This window comes from Ensifer sp. B1-9 (assembly GCF_050474445.1).
Lineage (GTDB): Bacteria > Pseudomonadota > Alphaproteobacteria > Rhizobiales > Rhizobiaceae > Ensifer.
The window spans coordinates 67010-84266 of sequence record NZ_JBCHVG010000002.1 but is presented as its reverse complement, the minus strand read 5'-3'; the positions used below and the strand labels follow the sequence as shown (position 1 = coordinate 84266).

General features: G+C 62.7%; 16 protein-coding genes, 2 tRNA genes and 1 pseudogene. 12 read left to right on the top strand and 7 right to left on the bottom strand.

The features are described from left to right. Nucleotides 1-41: 41 nt before the first annotated feature. From betA to ACQ5BM_RS03555, 5 genes are all read left to right on the top strand, one after another. Nucleotides 42-1691 (top strand): choline dehydrogenase, encoded by a 1650-nt coding sequence (gene betA, locus ACQ5BM_RS03575; protein ID WP_429807878.1) that lies wholly within the window; start codon nt 42-44, stop codon nt 1689-1691. Between the two features lie 716 nt (nt 1692-2407). Further along, entirely contained in the window at nt 2408-3166 is a 759-nt protein-coding gene (locus tag ACQ5BM_RS03570; protein ID WP_429807876.1) for a phosphoadenylyl-sulfate reductase, read from the top strand. A 43-nt stretch (nt 3167-3209) separates the two neighbouring features. Continuing rightward, on the top strand, nt 3210-4163 hold the full coding sequence (cysD, locus tag ACQ5BM_RS03565; protein ID WP_429807873.1) for a sulfate adenylyltransferase subunit CysD: 954 nt from the start codon (nt 3210-3212) through the stop codon (nt 4161-4163). Beyond that, complete coding sequence (gene cysN, locus ACQ5BM_RS03560; protein ID WP_429807870.1) at nt 4163-5668, top strand: sulfate adenylyltransferase subunit CysN; 1506 nt, start codon at nt 4163-4165, stop codon at nt 5666-5668. The genes cysD and cysN overlap by 1 nt, the downstream gene beginning before the upstream one ends. Nucleotides 5669-5805: 137 nt before the next feature. Next, entirely contained in the window at nt 5806-6000 is a 195-nt protein-coding gene (locus tag ACQ5BM_RS03555) for a hypothetical protein (RefSeq protein ID WP_429807867.1), read from the top strand. A gap of 20 nt (nt 6001-6020) precedes the next feature. Here ACQ5BM_RS03555 and ACQ5BM_RS03550 read toward each other — a convergent pair whose 3' ends face one another. Beyond that, on the bottom strand, nt 6021-6164 hold the full coding sequence (locus tag ACQ5BM_RS03550; RefSeq protein ID WP_093232085.1) for a hypothetical protein: 144 nt from the start codon (nt 6162-6164) through the stop codon (nt 6021-6023). A gap of 471 nt (nt 6165-6635) precedes the next feature. On the opposite strand from ACQ5BM_RS03550, the gene ACQ5BM_RS03545 reads away from it, so the two are divergent. Then, nucleotides 6636-6884, top strand: coding sequence for a hypothetical protein (locus ACQ5BM_RS03545; RefSeq protein WP_429807864.1), 249 nt, complete (start codon nt 6636-6638; stop codon nt 6882-6884). Nucleotides 6885-6967: 83 nt separating this feature from the next. Here the strand turns inward: ACQ5BM_RS03545 and ACQ5BM_RS03540 are convergent, their stop codons facing one another. Then, complete coding sequence (locus ACQ5BM_RS03540; RefSeq protein WP_429808915.1) at nt 6968-7381, bottom strand: hypothetical protein; 414 nt, start codon at nt 7379-7381, stop codon at nt 6968-6970. Nucleotides 7382-7628: 247 nt separating this feature from the next. Continuing rightward, nucleotides 7629-7705, bottom strand: a tRNA-Pro gene (locus tag ACQ5BM_RS03535). 318 nt (nt 7706-8023) lie between these two features. Between ACQ5BM_RS03535 and ACQ5BM_RS03530 the strand changes: the two genes are divergently transcribed. Beyond that, on the top strand, nt 8024-8461 hold the full coding sequence (locus tag ACQ5BM_RS03530; protein ID WP_429807861.1) for a hypothetical protein: 438 nt from the start codon (nt 8024-8026) through the stop codon (nt 8459-8461). 66 nt (nt 8462-8527) lie between these two features. Here ACQ5BM_RS03530 and ACQ5BM_RS03525 read toward each other — a convergent pair whose 3' ends face one another. Further along, entirely contained in the window at nt 8528-8710 is a 183-nt protein-coding gene (locus tag ACQ5BM_RS03525) for a YegP family protein (protein WP_173515864.1), read from the bottom strand. A gap of 1130 nt (nt 8711-9840) precedes the next feature. After that, a tRNA-Gln gene (locus ACQ5BM_RS03520) sits at nt 9841-9915 on the bottom strand. Between the two features lie 211 nt (nt 9916-10126). Between ACQ5BM_RS03520 and ACQ5BM_RS03515 the strand changes: the two genes are divergently transcribed. Genes ACQ5BM_RS03515 through ACQ5BM_RS03505 form a run of 3 tightly spaced genes read left to right on the top strand, consistent with a single transcriptional unit; the run spans nt 10127 to nt 11819 of the window. Continuing rightward, nucleotides 10127-10423, top strand: a complete 297-nt coding sequence (locus tag ACQ5BM_RS03515; RefSeq protein ID WP_429807857.1) for a cupin domain-containing protein — start codon at nt 10127-10129, stop codon at nt 10421-10423. Nucleotides 10424-10440: 17 nt separating this feature from the next. Next, nucleotides 10441-11364, top strand: coding sequence for an MBL fold metallo-hydrolase (locus ACQ5BM_RS03510; RefSeq protein ID WP_429807854.1), 924 nt, complete (start codon nt 10441-10443; stop codon nt 11362-11364). 2 nt (nt 11365-11366) lie between these two features. After that, nucleotides 11367-11819, top strand: a complete 453-nt coding sequence (locus ACQ5BM_RS03505) for a thiol-disulfide oxidoreductase DCC family protein (RefSeq protein ID WP_429807851.1) — start codon at nt 11367-11369, stop codon at nt 11817-11819. A 131-nt stretch (nt 11820-11950) separates the two neighbouring features. Here ACQ5BM_RS03505 and ACQ5BM_RS03500 read toward each other — a convergent pair whose 3' ends face one another. Beyond that, nucleotides 11951-12859 (bottom strand): DUF1499 domain-containing protein, encoded by a 909-nt coding sequence (locus ACQ5BM_RS03500; protein ID WP_429807848.1) that lies wholly within the window; start codon nt 12857-12859, stop codon nt 11951-11953. A 265-nt stretch (nt 12860-13124) separates the two neighbouring features. Here ACQ5BM_RS03500 and ACQ5BM_RS03495 point away from each other — a divergent pair, with 265 nt between their 5' ends. Next, the gene (locus ACQ5BM_RS03495; RefSeq protein ID WP_429807845.1) at nt 13125-13508 is read left to right on the top strand and encodes a hypothetical protein; all 384 of its coding nucleotides are present in this window, start codon (nt 13125-13127) and stop codon (nt 13506-13508) included. Nucleotides 13509-13817: 309 nt separating this feature from the next. Then, nucleotides 13818-14068: pseudogene (locus tag ACQ5BM_RS03490) on the top strand (hypothetical protein). 156 nt (nt 14069-14224) lie between these two features. On the opposite strand, the gene ppdK reads toward ACQ5BM_RS03490, so the two are convergent. Then, nucleotides 14225-16891 (bottom strand): pyruvate, phosphate dikinase, encoded by a 2667-nt coding sequence (ppdK, locus tag ACQ5BM_RS03485; protein WP_429807843.1) that lies wholly within the window; start codon nt 16889-16891, stop codon nt 14225-14227. Nucleotides 16892-17257: the final 366 nt, after the last annotated feature.

Genomic DNA, 17257 nt, shown 5'->3' with positions numbered 1-17257 from the left:
GGCATGCCGAGGGGCATTCAGCTAGAAGAAAGACCACGCTTATGCAGGCAGATTACATCATCATCGGCTCCGGCTCCGCCGGCTCGGCGCTCGCCTATCGCCTTTCCGAAGACGGCAAGAATACCGTCATGGTGCTGGAATTCGGCGGATCGGACATGGGCCCCTTTATCCAGATGCCGGCGGCGCTTGCCTGGCCGATGAGCATGAAGCGCTACAATTGGGGCTATCTCTCCGAGCCCGAGCCGAACCTCAACAACCGGCGCATCACTGCGCCGCGCGGCAAGGTGATCGGCGGCTCGTCCTCGATCAACGGTCTCGTCTATGTGCGCGGCCACGCGGAAGACTTCAACCGCTGGGAGGAGCTCGGCGCGCGCGGCTGGGCCTATGCGGACGTGCTGCCCTACTTCAAGCGCATGGAGCATTCACATGGTGGCGAAGCCGGCTGGCGCGGCACCGACGGGCCGCTGCACGTCAAGCGCGGGCCGGTGCACAATCCGCTGTTCCACGCCTTCATCAAGGCCGGAGAGCAGGCGGGCTTCGAGCTCACCGACGATTATAACGGCTCGAAGCAGGAAGGCTTCGGGCTGATGGAGCAGACCGTCTGGCAGGGCCGGCGCTGGTCGGCGGCAAATGCCTATCTGAAGCCGGCGATGAAGCGGCAGAACGTCTCGCTGGTGCGCTGCTTCGCTCGCCGGATCATCCTTGAGAACGGCCGGGCGACCGGCGTCGAGATCGAACGCGGCGGCAAGATCGAGGTCGTGAAGGCGAACCGCGAAGTCGTCGTCTCAGCGTCCTCGTTCAACTCGCCGAAACTGCTGATGCTCTCGGGCATCGGCCCGGCCGAGCACCTCAAGGACATGGGCATCGAGGTGAAGGTCGACCGGCCGGGCGTCGGGCAGAACCTGCAGGACCATATGGAGTTCTATTTCCAGCAGGTCTCGACCAAGCCGGTGTCGCTCTATTCCTGGCTGCCCTGGTTCTGGCAGGGCGTCGCCGGTGCGCAGTGGCTGTTCTTCAAGAAGGGCCTTGGCATTTCCAACCAGTTCGAGGCCTGCGCCTTCCTGCGCTCCGCCCCCGGCGTCAAGCAACCGGACATTCAGTACCACTTCCTGCCGGTGGCGATCAGCTATGACGGCAAGGCCGCCGCCAATACGCACGGCTTCCAGGTCCATGTGGGCTACAACCTCTCGAAGTCGCGCGGCAACGTCTCGCTGCGCTCCTCCGACCCGATGGCCGATCCGGTCATCCGCTTCAACTATATGAGCCACCCGGAGGACTGGGAGAAGTTCCGCCACTGCGTGCGCCTGACCCGCGAGATCTTCAGCCAGAAGGCCTTCGACCACTATCGCGGTCCGGAGATCCAGCCGGGCGAGAACGTGCAGTCGGACGAAGAGATCGACGCGTTCCTGCGCGAGCACCTGGAAAGCGCCTATCATCCCTGCGGCACTTGCCGGATGGGCGCGAAGGACGATCCGATGGCAGTCGTCGATCCGGAAACCCGCGTCATCGGCGTCGATGGCCTGCGCGTCGCCGACAGCTCGATCTTCCCGCACGTGACCTATGGCAATCTCAACAGCCCTTCGATCATGACGGGCGAAAAGGCGGCCGACCACATTCTCGGAAAGCAGCCGCTCGCCCGTTCCAACCAGGAGCCGTGGATCAACCCGCGTTGGCAGGTCAGCGACCGCTAGGTCACTTCGCCGGCTCACCGAGTTGAGGTGATCCAGCTTATCGAGGAGGCGCAATTCCGGACGGAAGCCTTGTCACTGGAATTGCTTCGGACGGCTATCCGACGAAGCCGATCCAGCGGCCGGCGAGCAACGCACCGAGCCATAGGGTGAAGGAGGCCAGCGCCTGCACACGCAGGCGCAGCGATTGTTCCGCCTGCGATGGCGGCAGACCGGCCAAGGCTCATGCGAACCGAAAGCGCGTTTAACGTGCCGAAGCACCAGAAACGCGAGCTTGGTCAGGAATGCCGGATTGGCGAGATAGGCGTAAGGCCTGGCACTGAAGAGGCAAAGGCCGGTGGCGACGGCCAGCACGAGGCCAATGACTGCTGCCTGAGCAAGGAACGGGCCGAGCACCGCGACCGGCGCCACCTTGAGCCGCAGCCTCGCCAGCGCCTATCGCGGCACTGGGCAGCCGCAAGCAGGACGGCTGGGCCGAATTCTGACGGTCGGTGCAGAGAAGGCACGAACCGCCTGGGGCGCGCCTTCTCTCGTTACACGGCTCCATGGCCGCAATTAAAGTATAAAATCTAGTAATTTACTAGTCTATATTCGGTTTTTCGCTGCCTTTCGTTCTGAGAGGCAGATTTGCTCCAAACAAAGAGCATTAGAAACCGCTATTTCTGTCCATTGCCGCATTGGGCTGCGATATTCCGATCAAGTTGGAACAGGACGCAGCCATGACCACGTCATCCCTCGAAACCACCGCCAAGGCACTGAACGAGGCGCTCGAAGGCCTGGATCTCGCCGGGCGGCTGGCGCTTGTCGCGAGCCTTGAAAGGCGTGCGGTTTTCACGACCTCGCTCGGCATTGAGGATCAGGTGATCACGGCGGTCATCGGCAACGACAAGCTTTCCGTCGATGTCGCAACGCTGGAGACTGGTCGCCTGTTCAACGAGACGGTCGCCCTCATCGACAAGACCGAAGAAACTTACGGCATCCTGATCAAGCGCTATCATCCGGAGCAGGCCGACATCGACGCCTATGCGGCGCGTTACGGCCTTAACGGCTTCTACGAGAGCGTCGAAGCCCGGCATGCCTGTTGTGACGTGCGCAAGCTGAAGCCGCTTGCGCGCGCGCTCGAAGGGGCAACCTTCTGGATCACCGGCCTGCGCCGCGGCCAGTCCGGCAATCGCGCGTTGACCCCGTTCGCAGAAGCCGATATCGATCGTGGCCTCATCAAGGTCAACCCGCTGGCAGACTGGGACATCGAGACCATTCGCGCATACGTCGCCGCCAATGCCGTTCCGGTGAACCCGTTGCACGCGCGCGGCTATCCGTCGATCGGCTGCGAGCCCTGCACCCGCGCCATCAAGCCTGGCGAGCCGGAGCGCGCCGGTCGCTGGTGGTGGGAAAACGACGAGAAGCGCGAATGTGGTCTGCACGTTCCGGAAGCCGCCGCAAGTTCCATCATCCCGAATTCGAGCAGCGCCGCCTGAGGCTGGCGCGCTCTTCTGAAGACAAATCCTCCCGGAGACTGAAATGCCCCATATCCATCCGGAAACGGAACTGCATAACCCGCAGAGCACCAAGCCGCCGCTCGACCCGCATCTGAAGGCGCTGGAAAACGAGGCGATCCACATCTTCCGCGAAGTGGCGGCCGAGTTCGAGCGCCCGGTGATGCTCTATTCGATCGGCAAGGATTCCTCGGTGCTCTTACATCTGGCGCGCAAGGCCTTCTATCCTGGCCGCGTGCCCTTCCCGCTGTTGCACGTCAACACCGGCTGGAAGTTCGCCGAGATGATCGCGTTTCGCGACGAGATCGTCGAGCGCTACGATCTCGATCTGATCGAGCATATCAACCCGCGGGGTGCTGCCGAGAACGTCACGCCGTTCAGCCACGGTTCGGCGCTCTATACCGACATCATGAAGACCGAGGCGCTGCGCCAGGCGCTCGACGCCGGCCAGTTCGATGCGGCCTTCGGCGGCGCGCGGCGCGACGAGGAGGCGAGCCGCGCCAAGGAGCGCATCTATTCGTTCCGCACGCCTGACCATCGCTGGGATCCACGCAACCAGCGTCCGGAACTCTGGAACGTCTACAACGGCATGATCCGCAAGGGTGAAAGCGTGCGCGCCTTCCCGCTGTCCAACTGGACGGAAGTCGACATCTGGCGCTACATCCAGGCCGAGGACATTCCGATCGTACCGCTTTATTTCGCCGAGAAGCGCCCCATCGTCGAACGCGACGGCATGATGATCCTTGCCGAGGATCCGCGCCTCGAACTGCTGCCGGGCGAGACCAGGCGCGAAGAAGTGATCCGCTTCCGCACGCTCGGTTGCTTCCCGCTGACCGGCGCCATCCGCTCGAACGCCACGACGCTCGACGACATCATCTCCGAACTCGAAACCGCGACCGTTTCCGAACGCCAGGGCCGCGCCATCGACCGCGACCAGTCCGGCTCGATGGAAAAGAAGAAACGCGAAGGATATTTCTGATGACTGCACCCGCAACCGCGAATGCCGTTCAGGACGTTGCTGCCGGCGAAGTCCTCGCCTTCCCGGCGCAGGAGTCGGTGCGCGCCACCCGTGACAGCCGCCCGCTTCGCCTGATCACCTGCGGCTCGGTCGACGACGGCAAGTCGACGCTGATCGGCCGCCTGCTCTGGGACACCAAGGCGGTCAAGGAAGACCAGGCGGCGACGCTGCAGCGCGATTCCAACGGCAAGCAGAACGATCTCGGCCTGCCCGACTTCGCGCTACTGCTCGACGGCCTGCAGGCCGAGCGCGAACAGGGCATCACCATTGATGTCGCCTATCGCTATTTCTCGACCGACAAGCGCTCCTTCATCGTCGCCGACACGCCCGGCCACGAGCAATATACCCGCAACATGGCAACCGGCGCCTCGACCGCCGACCTCGCCGTGCTGCTCGTCGACGCCCGTGTCGGTCTGCTCGAGCAGACCCGCCGGCATGCGACGATCGCGACGCTGATGGGCATCAAGCAGTTCGTGCTGGCGGTCAACAAGATCGACCTGACCGACTACGACCGCGCCCGCTTCGAGCAGATCAGCCACGAATTCAAGGAATTGGCGCTGTCGCTCGGCGTGCGCCAGGTCACGGCCATTCCGGTCTCGGCACTGAAGGGCGAAAACGTCGTCTATGACGGCAGCGCCTCCATGCCGTGGTACGAAGGCCCGACGCTGATCGAGGTGCTGGAACTGGCAACGACGCGCTCGGCCCAGACCGTCGGTTTCCGCCTGCCGGTACAGCGCGTTTCACGCCCGGGAGAAAGCTTCCGCGGCTATCAGGGCACGGTTGCCGGCGGTTCGGTGAAGCCCGGCGACAGCGTCGTCATCCTGCCCTCCGGGATGGTCGCCAACGTGACCAAGATCGTCACCTTCGACCTCGTGCGTAACGCCGCCGTTGCCGGTGACGCGATCACGCTCGTGCTCGACCGGCAGGTCGACGTGTCGCGCGGCGACATGATCGTGGCGATCGACAGCCAGCCGCTGACCGGCCTTGCCTTCGACGCACAGCTCGTTGCCCTGCAGCCGGAAGGCATCCAGCCGGGCAAGCGCTACTGGCTGAAGAGCGGCAGCCGCCGCCAGCGCGTCCAGGTCCAGCCCATCAGCCAGCTCGACCTCAAGACCGGCAAGTGGAACCATGCGGAGCAACTGCCGATGAACGCCATCGGCAAGGTGCATCTCGCCTTCGACGAGCAGGCGATCTTCGACACCTACGAGCAGAACCGCACCACCGGCGCCTTCATCCTGATCGATCCGGACACCAACAACACGGTGGCCGGTGGCATGATCACGGCGAAGCGTTCGGCGCTCGGCGGCATTCACACGGAAGACGCCCGCGTCATCCTCTCGCTGCCGGCCGACCTCGCCGATCAGTTGATGGCGACCGAACTGTTCTCAGGCCGCCGCGAGGAGGCCGAAGTCCGACGCGTAAGCGCCGGCAAGGCAATCGAGATCATCGACAACATCGACGGCTGACCGACAGCCGCAACAGATAGAAAAAGGGGCCCGGTCGGGGCCCCTTTTTTGTTGCAGGAACGGCGACCGCTCCTGGACGCCTTGGCCTTTGCAACCTGACCTTCCGCCCTATCTCCCTGCTGCATGGGAGAAGCACCATGAAGACGGAACATCAAGGCGAAGATGCGCGGCCGAAAGGCTTTCGCGGGCGCATGATATCGATCCAGGCATTTGCGCGGAAATATCGGCTCAATGCGGAGGAGGCCGACCGACTGGAGGACCAGTTCGGTCCGGCAGCTGGCGAAATCGACCTATTGCAGGCGGCCCGGCGCAACGGCATGCCGGAGGAGTGATGCCCTGCCGGCATTCATCATTAAAGCTGCTGCTCGATCGCCGGAAGGACCATCGTCAACGGCGCAGGCTCGGCGTGCTGCCAAAGTTGATAGCCGACGACGCTGCCAAGGATGGCAGTCCATATGGCGATCTCGCGAAAGGTGAAGATCGGTTCCTTCAACATCTGAGCCTCTCGGGCAAGAACAAGTGTTGAGCGGAATATCGCCCTGATTGTTCACGTTGATAAGACGCCATTCCGTGAACAGGTCGTTTCAAAGTGAACAATAAAACGGCGCGCATCGCTCGCGTAAGAGGGAATCGCCCCGGGATGGAGCGCCGGCTGACACGGGGCCCCGACCCGCTTGTCTGCAGCAGGCTGCCGTGACGCCCTGGAGCCCACACCGTCCCAAAACGGGACAGGGCAGGCAATCGCTTCACCCTGACCCGAAATCGCACAGATCGCACCTTTTCATCCGTCCGCGCATTCGTAAGTTGGCGCGTCGATCATGAGGATCGATAGGGCTGTTTCACCGTTTCTGGACGTCGTGGGACAGTCCGCCTGACCGTGAGCCGGCAGCGGGGATGCGCCCGGCACGCACAGTTTTCCCAGGCCTCTCTCCGCACAGCGGTCCATGTATCTGACATGGCGGTACCGATGGACAGAACCGACCTCTCCGGCGTATCTGGACGACTCTCGCGCGACGATGCGCCGAATCAGGGAGACGAGAAGGTGAGCACGGACAAGCAACCGGAAACCACCGTGAAGGTCGAGAAACGTATCGACGGCAAATGGTGCTTCGTCATCACGTATCGCGGCGTCACCTATCCCGCCCAGGGCAATTTCACGTCGATGCTGCAAGCGCAGGCCGCTGCGCAATCGGCGCTAAAGGCGATCGAGAGGTAGCTCTGACACGCGGACGTAGCGTTGCCATATCGATGATGGAAACGCTCTCCTGCCCCTACCTGTGCGCCGCGCCCGCCTGGTCCTTACTCGACTGCGGCGCGGATGATGTTGCAGAGCCCCTCCTGCACCACCTGTTTGGTGGCCACCTGCCCCACCTGAATATCGAACATCGCATCAACCCTCGTGCCTGAACCACGCTTGCGGGCAACGACGCGCAGCGTCTGCAGCCGTCCGGAGCCGGCGGTATCCTGATAGGCCTCGATGGTGCCCAGCGACTTGTTGACCTCGATCCCCGAAAACCCTTCCGCGGCGACCCCCCGTGCCATCCGCTGCAACGCGGTCTCGGGCTTCAGCTTCGGAAACTCCTGCCAGGTCTTGTAATAGACCGGCGTCACCAGCGGCACGCCCGAGGCCTTGAAATTCTTCTCGCAACTCTGCGCAACTGCCACCGAATGGCCGGCCATAAGCAAAATCGCCGCAATGGATAGGTGCTTGATCGACATTCCCGTTCCTCGTCATTGATCGAATGACGGGAACCTAGAACCTTCGCTTGCGTGCAGACAGGTCGACCCAGGCGCCAATACACGGCTATTCGACAAACGGCTTGGAAGAAGCGACGAACGGCCGAGGCTGGCGGGTGAGAGGGTAAGGATCGACGCCGAACGAGGGGCAAAGATCAAGCGCAATCGGTCCGCCGCCAGGGGCGGAGTACATCAAAGCAAATGTCTAAGGGATTGATTTGGCTGGTCGGAGTGGCAAGATTCGAACTTGCGACCCCCACGTCCCGAACGTGGTGCGCTACCAGACTGCGCTACACTCCGTGACCAGCGGCGCCTCTATAGAACAGGCATTTTGATTTCACAAGCGCCTATCTCGAAAAACCTTGCACCTTTTTCAAAAAATTTGTGGCGGTGGAAAACTCGTGCGGAAATTGCCGTTTAGCGAGGGCCAGCGGCGCCTGAAAGCACGCCCGATAGGGACTTTGTGCAACGCTTCATATTTTCCTGAAATGCAAGGCGCGGCACGGATTTCCTTTCGCCTGGTTTGGCGCTAGAGGCACAACGGAAAGCGTGGAAACCCGGGGGATACGGGCTTCCGCGCCATGCCTATTTCAGAACGAGAGCCAAAGGGACAGAAACATGAACTTCCGCATGATGACGGTGGCGGGCCTTGCGCTCGTGCTTGCCGGCTGCACGACGACAACGACTGGGATCAGCAAGAACGCGGTCGAGGCGCGTTGGCTGGGTCAACCGGCCGGCGGCTTCTTCGCTCAATATGGTCCGCCGATCTCCGACGTCGAAAGCGGCAGCTCCACCGTCTACAGCTGGAAGGGCGGCTACAAGACCCGCAAGGTTCCGGCGCAGTACGAAACCACCAAGGACGGCAAGCGCGGCAAGCGCATCGCCTCGGCTCGCACGGAGTATCTGAGCTGCTCGGTCCAGCTCACCGTCTCGTCCGACTATGTCATCCGCTCGATCCGCATTGCCGGCGACCACAAGCGTGCCGATGGCCCGAGTTGGTGCGAAGAGTTCCTGGGCGCCCCGGCGCAGACCAAGCCGGCGGCAACCGCAGGCTAAGCTCCATGAAACAAAAAACCCGCCGGTGAAAATCGGCGGGTTTCTTCCAGGAGAGTGTGGTCGAACTCAGCTGGTGCTGTTGTCCTCTACGGGCGCGTCGGGACCGTTCTTCTTGATTGAGTCGATGGCGTTCTGCGCGCTGGCCTTGGTCTTGTAGCCTTCGGTCGAGAACATCACTTCGCTGTTGTACTTGAAGCGAACCCGGTATTCACCAGCCTTGTCTTTGTAGATTTCGAATTTGTGAGCCATCTTCTCCCTCATACAAGTAGGAATCACCGCGGTTAGCGTGTCAGTTGCAGCGTCACTTGACAAGAGAACAAGTAGAGTCGGCGCGCGCTGGGCCGTTTCGGATCGGATGATTGGAAGAACGTTGCTGCAGCGCCTGAAGCCCCCAGCTACCTTGAGCAGATGAAGAGCGGCGGCTGGAAGGTTTCTGTCCCGGTGCCGCCTGAACTGGTCAAGGCGATAGGCAAGACGCACCCTGCAGAGTTTCTCTCGACGCCCGCAGCCACACAGAAGCGACCAAGCAAAAGTACGCTGTCGTCGCTGAATTTCTGGAGATTATCGAAGCTGCGCCGACTGGCGTGCACCGCCTCCCTAGGAACTGCTTTTGGTATTGCTGCCCCCGCTGCGTCTTGCCGGTCGTTTTCTGCGGGGTACCAGACGGCTTTTCACGCTCCATAAACAGGCACGCCGTGATCCGATCTATATCGAGCGCCGAATCACGATCGTTCCCTTGAACAAAACTCTCTCCCTGAATTCTTGAAGTATTATTGCGAAAAATAGCCAATTGCATTTGTGAATATGACTGATAATATAGGTACGTTATTCTAACTTAAGTATAATTAGGTGGATCATGTCGAAAGATAATACAAAAGCATTAGAAAACACCCCCGAAGAACTGACATCAGAAGCTGAAGCCCGCCGAAACTTTCTCATGAAGGCTGGGCGTTTTGCCGCTGTAACCCCTCCAACGATAACCCTACTGCTTGGCACAAGCTTAAATTCGCGTGCCATTGCCAAGTCCAGCGGGGGAGGCCCGCGTGGTCATGGAGGGGGAGGCCAGAGCAATGGTCAGCCCAGCCTTCCAATTCCCTTGAACACTTCGCCACCCGTTTCCAAATCGAGCAACAGGCCGGCTTGGACAGAAAGGGAAGATCGCTATTCTCGAGAAAACAGCGACAGCAGGTCATCCCATAGCCGCTGGTAAAGACCGCCCAACCAAAGAAGAAATCGCCCGGCGCTGGGGGCTCGTAGATGTCCCCGACCTCTCCCGCCCTGTGGCCGCAGAAGCGAACCGTTGAGCAGAAAGACCGAGCGCGCGCTGAGGCGCGAGCTTCATCCATGGAAGCGATTGATGCTATCTACTTGAAAATAGATGGCTGGGGCGCCAGGATTCGAACCTGGGAATGCCGGTACCAAAAACCGGTGCCTTACCGCTTGGCGACGCCCCAACGGATTGACGGGACGATACGTCCGCCAAATCGAGCGCCTGATTATCAAAGCTCGCCGCTGGTCACAATCACTAAGTTGGCACTAAGTTGAATTTTCGGCGGATTTGTTGCGCCTTGTGCAAAAGGCAGTCCGGCTCCCTCACATGGCTCGCGCATCCACCCTTCCCTTCGCCGACCGCACCTCCTATTGTCCCGGCGAATGGAGAATGCCATGAGCCAGTTTCGCGCCCGCCCCCCTGCCGTTCCGAGCGTGCTCGTCGATGACGCGGTTGTCAGGATCACCCGCTGGGATTTCGAGCCCGGCGCCGATACGGGCCATCATGTGCACGGCCCCGGCTATGTCGTCGTGCCGATGACCGATTGCCAATTCCTGCTCGAAGAAGAAACGGGCAGCCGCCGCGTCGATATCGCCAAGGGGGCTGCCTATCGCCGCGAGGCGGGCGTGGCGCACAATGTCGTCAATGCCGGCAGCGAGCCGATGTCGTTCATCGAGATCGAGTACAAGTGAAAGCCAGGAAGAGACGCATGCAGGGGCCCGACTTCGATCTCGATTTCCAACCGGCCCATGGCGAGGCCGTGACGGTGGCGGACGACGTGCAGCGCATCACCGTCAACAATCCCGGCCCCTTCACCTTCCACGGCACCAACAGCTACATCGTCGGCAAGCGCTCCGTTGCCGTCATCGACCCCGGCCCGGACGACGAGGCACATTTTCAGGCGCTGATGGCGGCCCTTGCTGGCCGCGAGGTCACTCACATCGCCGTCAGCCATACGCATCGCGACCACTCGCCGCTCGCGCGCCGGCTGAAGGCAGCAACCGGCGCGCTGATCGTGGGCGAAGGCCCGCACCGCTCCGCCCGCCCCCTGCACACGGGCGAAACCAATCCCTTTGCCGAAAGCTCGGACATGGAGTTCGCCCCCGATCTCGTGCTTGCCGATGGCGGGCGCATCGAGGGCGATGGCTGGAGCCTGACGGGGCTGACCACTCCAGGCCATACGGCCAACCACATGGCCTTCGCGCTCGATGGCACCGGCATTCTCTTTTCCGCAGACCACGTGATGGCCTGGGCGACGACGATCGTCGCACCACCGGATGGGGCCATGGCGGACTACATGGCCTCGCTCGAAAAGCTGCTTTACCGCGACGACCATCTCTATCTGCCCGGCCATGGCGGCCCGGTGACCGAGCCGGCTTCCTTCCTTCGGGGCTTGCGCGCCCACCGCAAGATGCGCGAGCGCGCCGTGCTCGAACGCATCCGTGCCGGCGACAATCGGATTCCAGATATGGTCAAGGTCATCTATGCCTCCACCGATGTCCGGCTGCATGGGGCCGCCGCGCTCTCGGTCCTTGCGCATCTCGAAGACCTGATCGAGCAGGGACGGGTGGAGGCCGATGGGCCGCCCTCGCTCCTCGGCACTTACCGGCTGGCGCCCGGCGGAGCCGGCTGATCGTGCGGCGGCAGGCCTACAGCTATCGCAGCGATGCCTCTGTGCCTGCCTTTGCCGATGACAAGCCGCTGATCGTCTTCGACGGTGAATGCGTCCTCTGTTCCGGCTGGGTGCGTTTCCTGCTTCGCTATGACCGGCGCGCGCGGTACCGCTATCTCACGGCGCAGTCGCCGATTGGCCAGGCGCTCTATCGGCACTACGGGCTCGATGCCGGCAGCTTCGAGAGCAACCTCCTGATCGAGGACGGCGTCGCCCGATTCAAATCCGACGGATCGATCCGAACGCTTGCGCGGCTGGGTCTGCCATGGCCGCTGGTGAACGTCTGCCGTATTCTGCCCGCTGCCCTTCGCGACTCGCTTTATGATCTCGTTGCGAAAAATCGCTATCGCATCGCCGGGCGCCGTCAGAGCTGCATGGTGCCGACGCCCGAGGAGCGTGGGCGCTTCATCGCATGAACGCGGAAATCATGGGCCAATGGCAGAGCCGCTGCCAGCAGATCCTCGGGCGCGATTGGGATCCCACCGCCGCATTCGATGATCGCGGCGCCGTTGTGAGCGATTGACGTCACCTGCCGGCACGACGCCGATCAGTCGCCAGCGATGCCGAGCAGCTCGGCATCGAGCGCCCGCAGGAATTGGTCGGCGAAGGCTGCCCCCATGCCGAGGTCATGCGGACCGTAGCGGGAGGCGACGCGCAGGTCGACGAAGGTCGTCTCGGCCTCCTCGCGCAGCCGGATCAACACATCGAAACGGAAGCCGGCAATCAGCGTGCGCCATTCGCCCTGGAGCACGACGTCGCTGGCGCGGCGTCCCGCAATCGCGCCTTCGAGCGACAGCTCCGGCCGCGCCGCCGGCACCGGGACGTTTTCCGGCTCGACGGTCGTCTCCGCTCCGGCATTCGGCCGGACGGCCAGGTCCTCGAGATCGGCGCGAGCGTTTTCGACGCCAAGCTCCTCGGTGATGCCTACGCGGTTCTGTTCGATGACGGTGCGCACGCCCTGGTAAACGCGATCGAGCGCGCCATCATAGCGCCGGCCGGTGAGGCCCGGATAGGCAAGGATCTGCGCTTCCCGGTCCTCGGGCGTCACGGCGTCCTTGCGTTTCAGCCAGCTCTCTTCGGTCTGCGGCACCTTGAGCCATGGCGGCGGCGTCACCGTATCGGTGCTGACATCGTAGATCGCCGGGCGGGTCAGATATTGCACGGCGCCGAAACCGATGAAACCGAGTGCCGGCGCGGCATAGACGAGGGCTGCAGCGGACGCGAGACCACCGATCGCAGCCACCTGCCAGAGGCGGGCAAGGCCGACTACGGCAAGCAATACGCCAAGCAGCGCAAAAACGCCGGACAGGCCGACGAGGGCCAGGAAATGCGGTGTCGTCAATGGCCCGAAGCGGTGTGCGAGCAGCGAGAGCGCGAAGAGCACGAAGGAGACACGGGCGAAACGACGCGCCCAGTGGGCGGCATAGGAATAGGGACGCTCGTATCGGATCATCATGTAGTTGAATCAATCCCCTGCCGCGAAACAGACCGCATTCTTAGACCATGCCCCGTGCCGTGAAAACAGGCAATGCGCCAGTCGACGGCCGTGCCGCGGGCCGCACCTCGGGCCTCGCCGCAAAATCGCCATTCTCGTTAACCACCTATCAACACATGGGAATGTGCCCGCGCGCGCCCAGGAATGGGCCGGCACGCGGAGTTTCAATCGGAGGCAACGGCCGCGCACGGCAGAGAGAGTGCGCGGCGATCGACGGAGAACCGACATGGGCGCATCGCAAGCAGCCGTGGCTATTGCCACCCCCGCCCCTCTTCCTTCGGGTGACGGCGGCATTCCGATGGGGCTCCTCGAATTGGAACTCTCCCTCGACGGTTTTTCCGGAAACAGAGACGATTTCCCTGGTTTTGTCCGGACTGTTGCCGACAATGTCGGCGGCGAGTTTCTATTTGCATTGCCTGCCTCGGAGCTGATCGATGACTGCCTGAGTATCGCCGTACTCCGGCTCGGCGAGGCGGACGCCGAAACCTCGATCCTGTTTGCCTGCCTTGATGAGCAGGGCACGGCCATACGCATCGAACATCCGAGCGATGGCACGCGCGACCTGGAGCGCTTCGCCGAGTCCTTCGTCGGCGTGCTCGAGCGCATGTGATCGCCGCACGGCGGCGCCCTCCACCGGATTTGATGCAAGCGGTTGCACGCCAACGCAGCGAAGCGTTTCGTCGAGAGCTTTCCGTCAGCGCCCTCGCTGGTGCTGCACCTCCACCACTGCCGGCAGACCTGCCGAGAAACCCACCGTCAGCACCACGTCCGTCGGTCGCATGGCACCGTCTGCATACAACCGAAACTCGCCGCAGATTTGCCGCGGTTCGCTTCGATTTTCGGTGCAACACCCTATATTAATTACGATTCGAGAATGAATCCGGCCTCGGCGCGCCGGCACTCTGGAGGCACGAAGATCATGACGACCCGTTTGACGATCCTTGTCGCGGCTGCCTTGCTGCTGACGGCGTGCCAGACGATGACACCGGAAGAGCGGCGCATCGCCGACGGCAATACCTGCGCCTCCTACGGCTTCGCCGCGGTACCGACGCCTTTGCCACCTGCCTGCAACGCATCGAACTCGACCGACGCGCTGAGACGCGCGCCTTCCGCTACGAAAACGACATGATGATGTGGGGCTGGGACCGCCCCGTCGTCATCATGCGCTGACTGGACGTCGTTCAAGCGGAGCAAAGCAGGCGCCGTCATGCCGGCACCGGTTCGCAGGCGTCGGCCTCTAGCCTGCGTAGTCCTTCAATCGTTGCCGGCTAAAGACAACATGCTGCGTTGACCGAGCGCGTCCGAGGAGACGCGCGGCGCCGCAGTCTACCCCTTGCCGTTGATCGCCGCCTGGGCGGCAGCAAGGCGGGCGATCGGCACGCGGAAGGGCGAGCACGAGACGTAGTCGAGACCAGCGTCCTCGCAGAAGCGGATCGAGGCCGGGTCGCCGCCATGTTCGCCGCAGATGCCGAGCTTGAGGCCGTTCTTGGTGCGCCGTCCACGTTCGGCGGCGATCTGGATCAACTCGCCGACGCCGTCGAAATCGAGCGAGACGAATGGATCCTGCTCGATGATGCCCTTCTGCTGATAGGTCGACAGGAACTGCGAGGCGTCGTCGCGCGAGATGCCGAAGGTCGTCTGCGTCAGGTCGTTGGTACCGAAGGAGAAGAAGTCGGCCGCTTCGGCGATCACGCCGGCGCGCAGTGCTGCGCGCGGCAGTTCGATCATGGTGCCGACGAGATAATCTATGTCGATCCCGGCCTCGCCGATCACTTCCTTGGCGACCGCATCGATGCGTTCCTTGACGTAGTCGAGCTCTGCCTTGAGGCCGACCAGCGGCACCATGATTTCGGGGACGACGGCCGCGCCGGTCTCGCGCGCCGCCTCGACGGCAGCCTCGAAGATCGCGCGCGCTTGCATCTCGGCGATCTCCGGATAGGAAATCGCCAGACGGCACCCGCGGTGGCCGAGCATCGGGTTGAACTCATGCAGTTCGTCGACGCGCTGGCGAAGTTCCGACGGGTCGAGCGAAAGGGCGCCAGCGACGTCGGAAATTTCCCCGTCGGTCTTCGGCAGGAACTCGTGCAGCGGCGGATCGAGCAGACGGATCGTCACCGGCAGGCCGTGCATGATCGAGAACAGCTCGGCGAAATCCGAGCGCTGCATCGGCAGGAGCTTGGCAAGTGCCAGGCGCCGGCCAGCCTCGTCGTCGGCAAGGATCATCTCGCGCATGACGTTGATACGGTCGTCCTCGAAGAACATGTGCTCGGTGCGGCAGAGGCCGATGCCTTCGGCGCCGAAGGAGCGCGCGGCGCGCGCATCCGCTGGCGTTTCGGCATTGGTCCTGACGGTCATGCGGCGGCTGGCATCCGCCCAGGCCATGATCTTGCCGAAGTCGCCGGAAAGCTCCGGTTGCAGCATGGCGATCGACCCCTTCAGCACCTGGCCGGACGAACCGTCGATCGTGATGATGTCGCCCTTGCGGAGCGTCACGCTTCCGGCCGTCAGCAACTCGTTGCGAAGATCGACGCGGATGCTGCCGGCGCCGGAAACACAAGGCGTGCCCATGCCGCGCGCGACCACGGCCGCGTGGCTGGTCATGCCGCCGCGCGTCGTCAGGATGCCTTCGGCCGCATGCATGCCGTGAATGTCTTCCGGGCTGGTTTCGACACGCACGAGGATGACCTTGCGGCCCTCCTTGTCGGCCTGAACCGCTTCTTCGGAGGTAAAGACGATCTCGCCGGTGGCGGCGCCCGGCGAAGCCGGCAGGCCGGAGCCGATGATGTCGCGACGCGCATGCGGGTCGATCGTCGGGTGCAGCAGTTGGTCGAGCGAAGCGGGGTCGATGCGGGCGACGGCCTCCTGCTCGGAGATCAGTCCCGCCTCCGCCATGTCGACGGCGATCTTCAGCGCCGCCTTGGCGGTGCGCTTGCCCGAGCGGGTCTGCAGCATCCAGAGCGTGCCGCGTTCGATGGTGAACTCGAGATCCTGCATGTCGCGGTAGTGCCGCTCGAGCGTATCGCAGATCGAACGGAACTCGGCAAAGGCCTCGGGCATCAGCTTTTCGAGCGACGGCTTGTCGGAACCGGAGGCGATGCGGGCCGCCTCGGTGATGTTCTGCGGCGTGCGGATGCCGGCGACGACGTCCTCGCCCTGGGCGTTGACGAGGAACTCGCCGTAGAGTTCGCTTTCGCCGGTCGAGGGATTGCGGGTGAAGGCGACACCGGTTGCCGAGGAATTGCCGAGATTGCCGAAGACCATGGCCTGGACGTTGACGGCCGTTCCCCAGGCAGCGGGGATGCCGTGCAGGTGGCGATAGGTAATCGCGCGGGGGTTCATCCAGCTCGAAAAGACGGCGCCGATCGCACCCCAGAGCTGAACTTCCGGATCCTGCGGGAAGGGCTCGCCCAGCGCCTCTTCGATCGCCTCCTTGTAGCGCGCGATGACGTGTTGCCATTCGACGGCGGAGAGCTCCGTGTCCTGCTCGTGGCCGAGGCGCGCCTTTTCATCTTCCAGGATCTCCTCGAAGACATCGTGGTCGACGCCCATGACGACATCGCCATACATCTGGATGAAGCGGCGGTAACTATCCCAGGCAAAGCGCGCATCGCCGGCGTCATGGCCAAGCGCATGCACCGACTGGTCGTTGAGGCCGAGATTGAGAACGGTATCCATCATGCCCGGCATCGAGGCCCGGGCGCCGGAGCGGACCGAAAGCAGCAAGGGGTGGGTCGTGTCGCCGAAGACCCGTCCGGTCACCTCTTCCATCCGGCTGATGCCCTCGCGCACTTGGTCGCGCAGGCCTTCCGGCATCTGCCTGCCGTTGTCGAAGAAGCTGTTGCAGGCATCGGTGACGATCGTCAGGCCGGGCGGCACCGGCAGGCCGAGGTTGCACATTTCGGCAAGGTTTGCGCCCTTGCCACCCAACCGCTCGCGGTCACCTGCACGTCCCTCGGCCTTGCCCCCACCGAAGGTGTATACCCATTTCGTCATACCTGCTCTCCACCCAGAAACAGTCTTTTATGACGATTTACAGTATATGTTTCAGGCTGAAAATGCATCCGGTGAAGAATTATGCTGCACCGCATCATTTTGTGTAACAATGCAACATATTGGCGGTCTGCAGCGCCGTGCGTCTTATCAGACGCGCAAAGGCCGCAGTAGCACTTTGAATTGCTGTGTGTCTTGGTCCTTAAATCGATTCCGATTTGCGGAATCGTGCAGCAATGCCCGCTAGAGGCCTAGCCGCCCACGTTGCCGGTCCATCACGAAAACTGCCGCAACCTCACGCGATGGGGCGCATTCAAGAATAACCCGTCATGGCAATCCGCTTCAGTCAGCCCGACCTTAATCGATCAG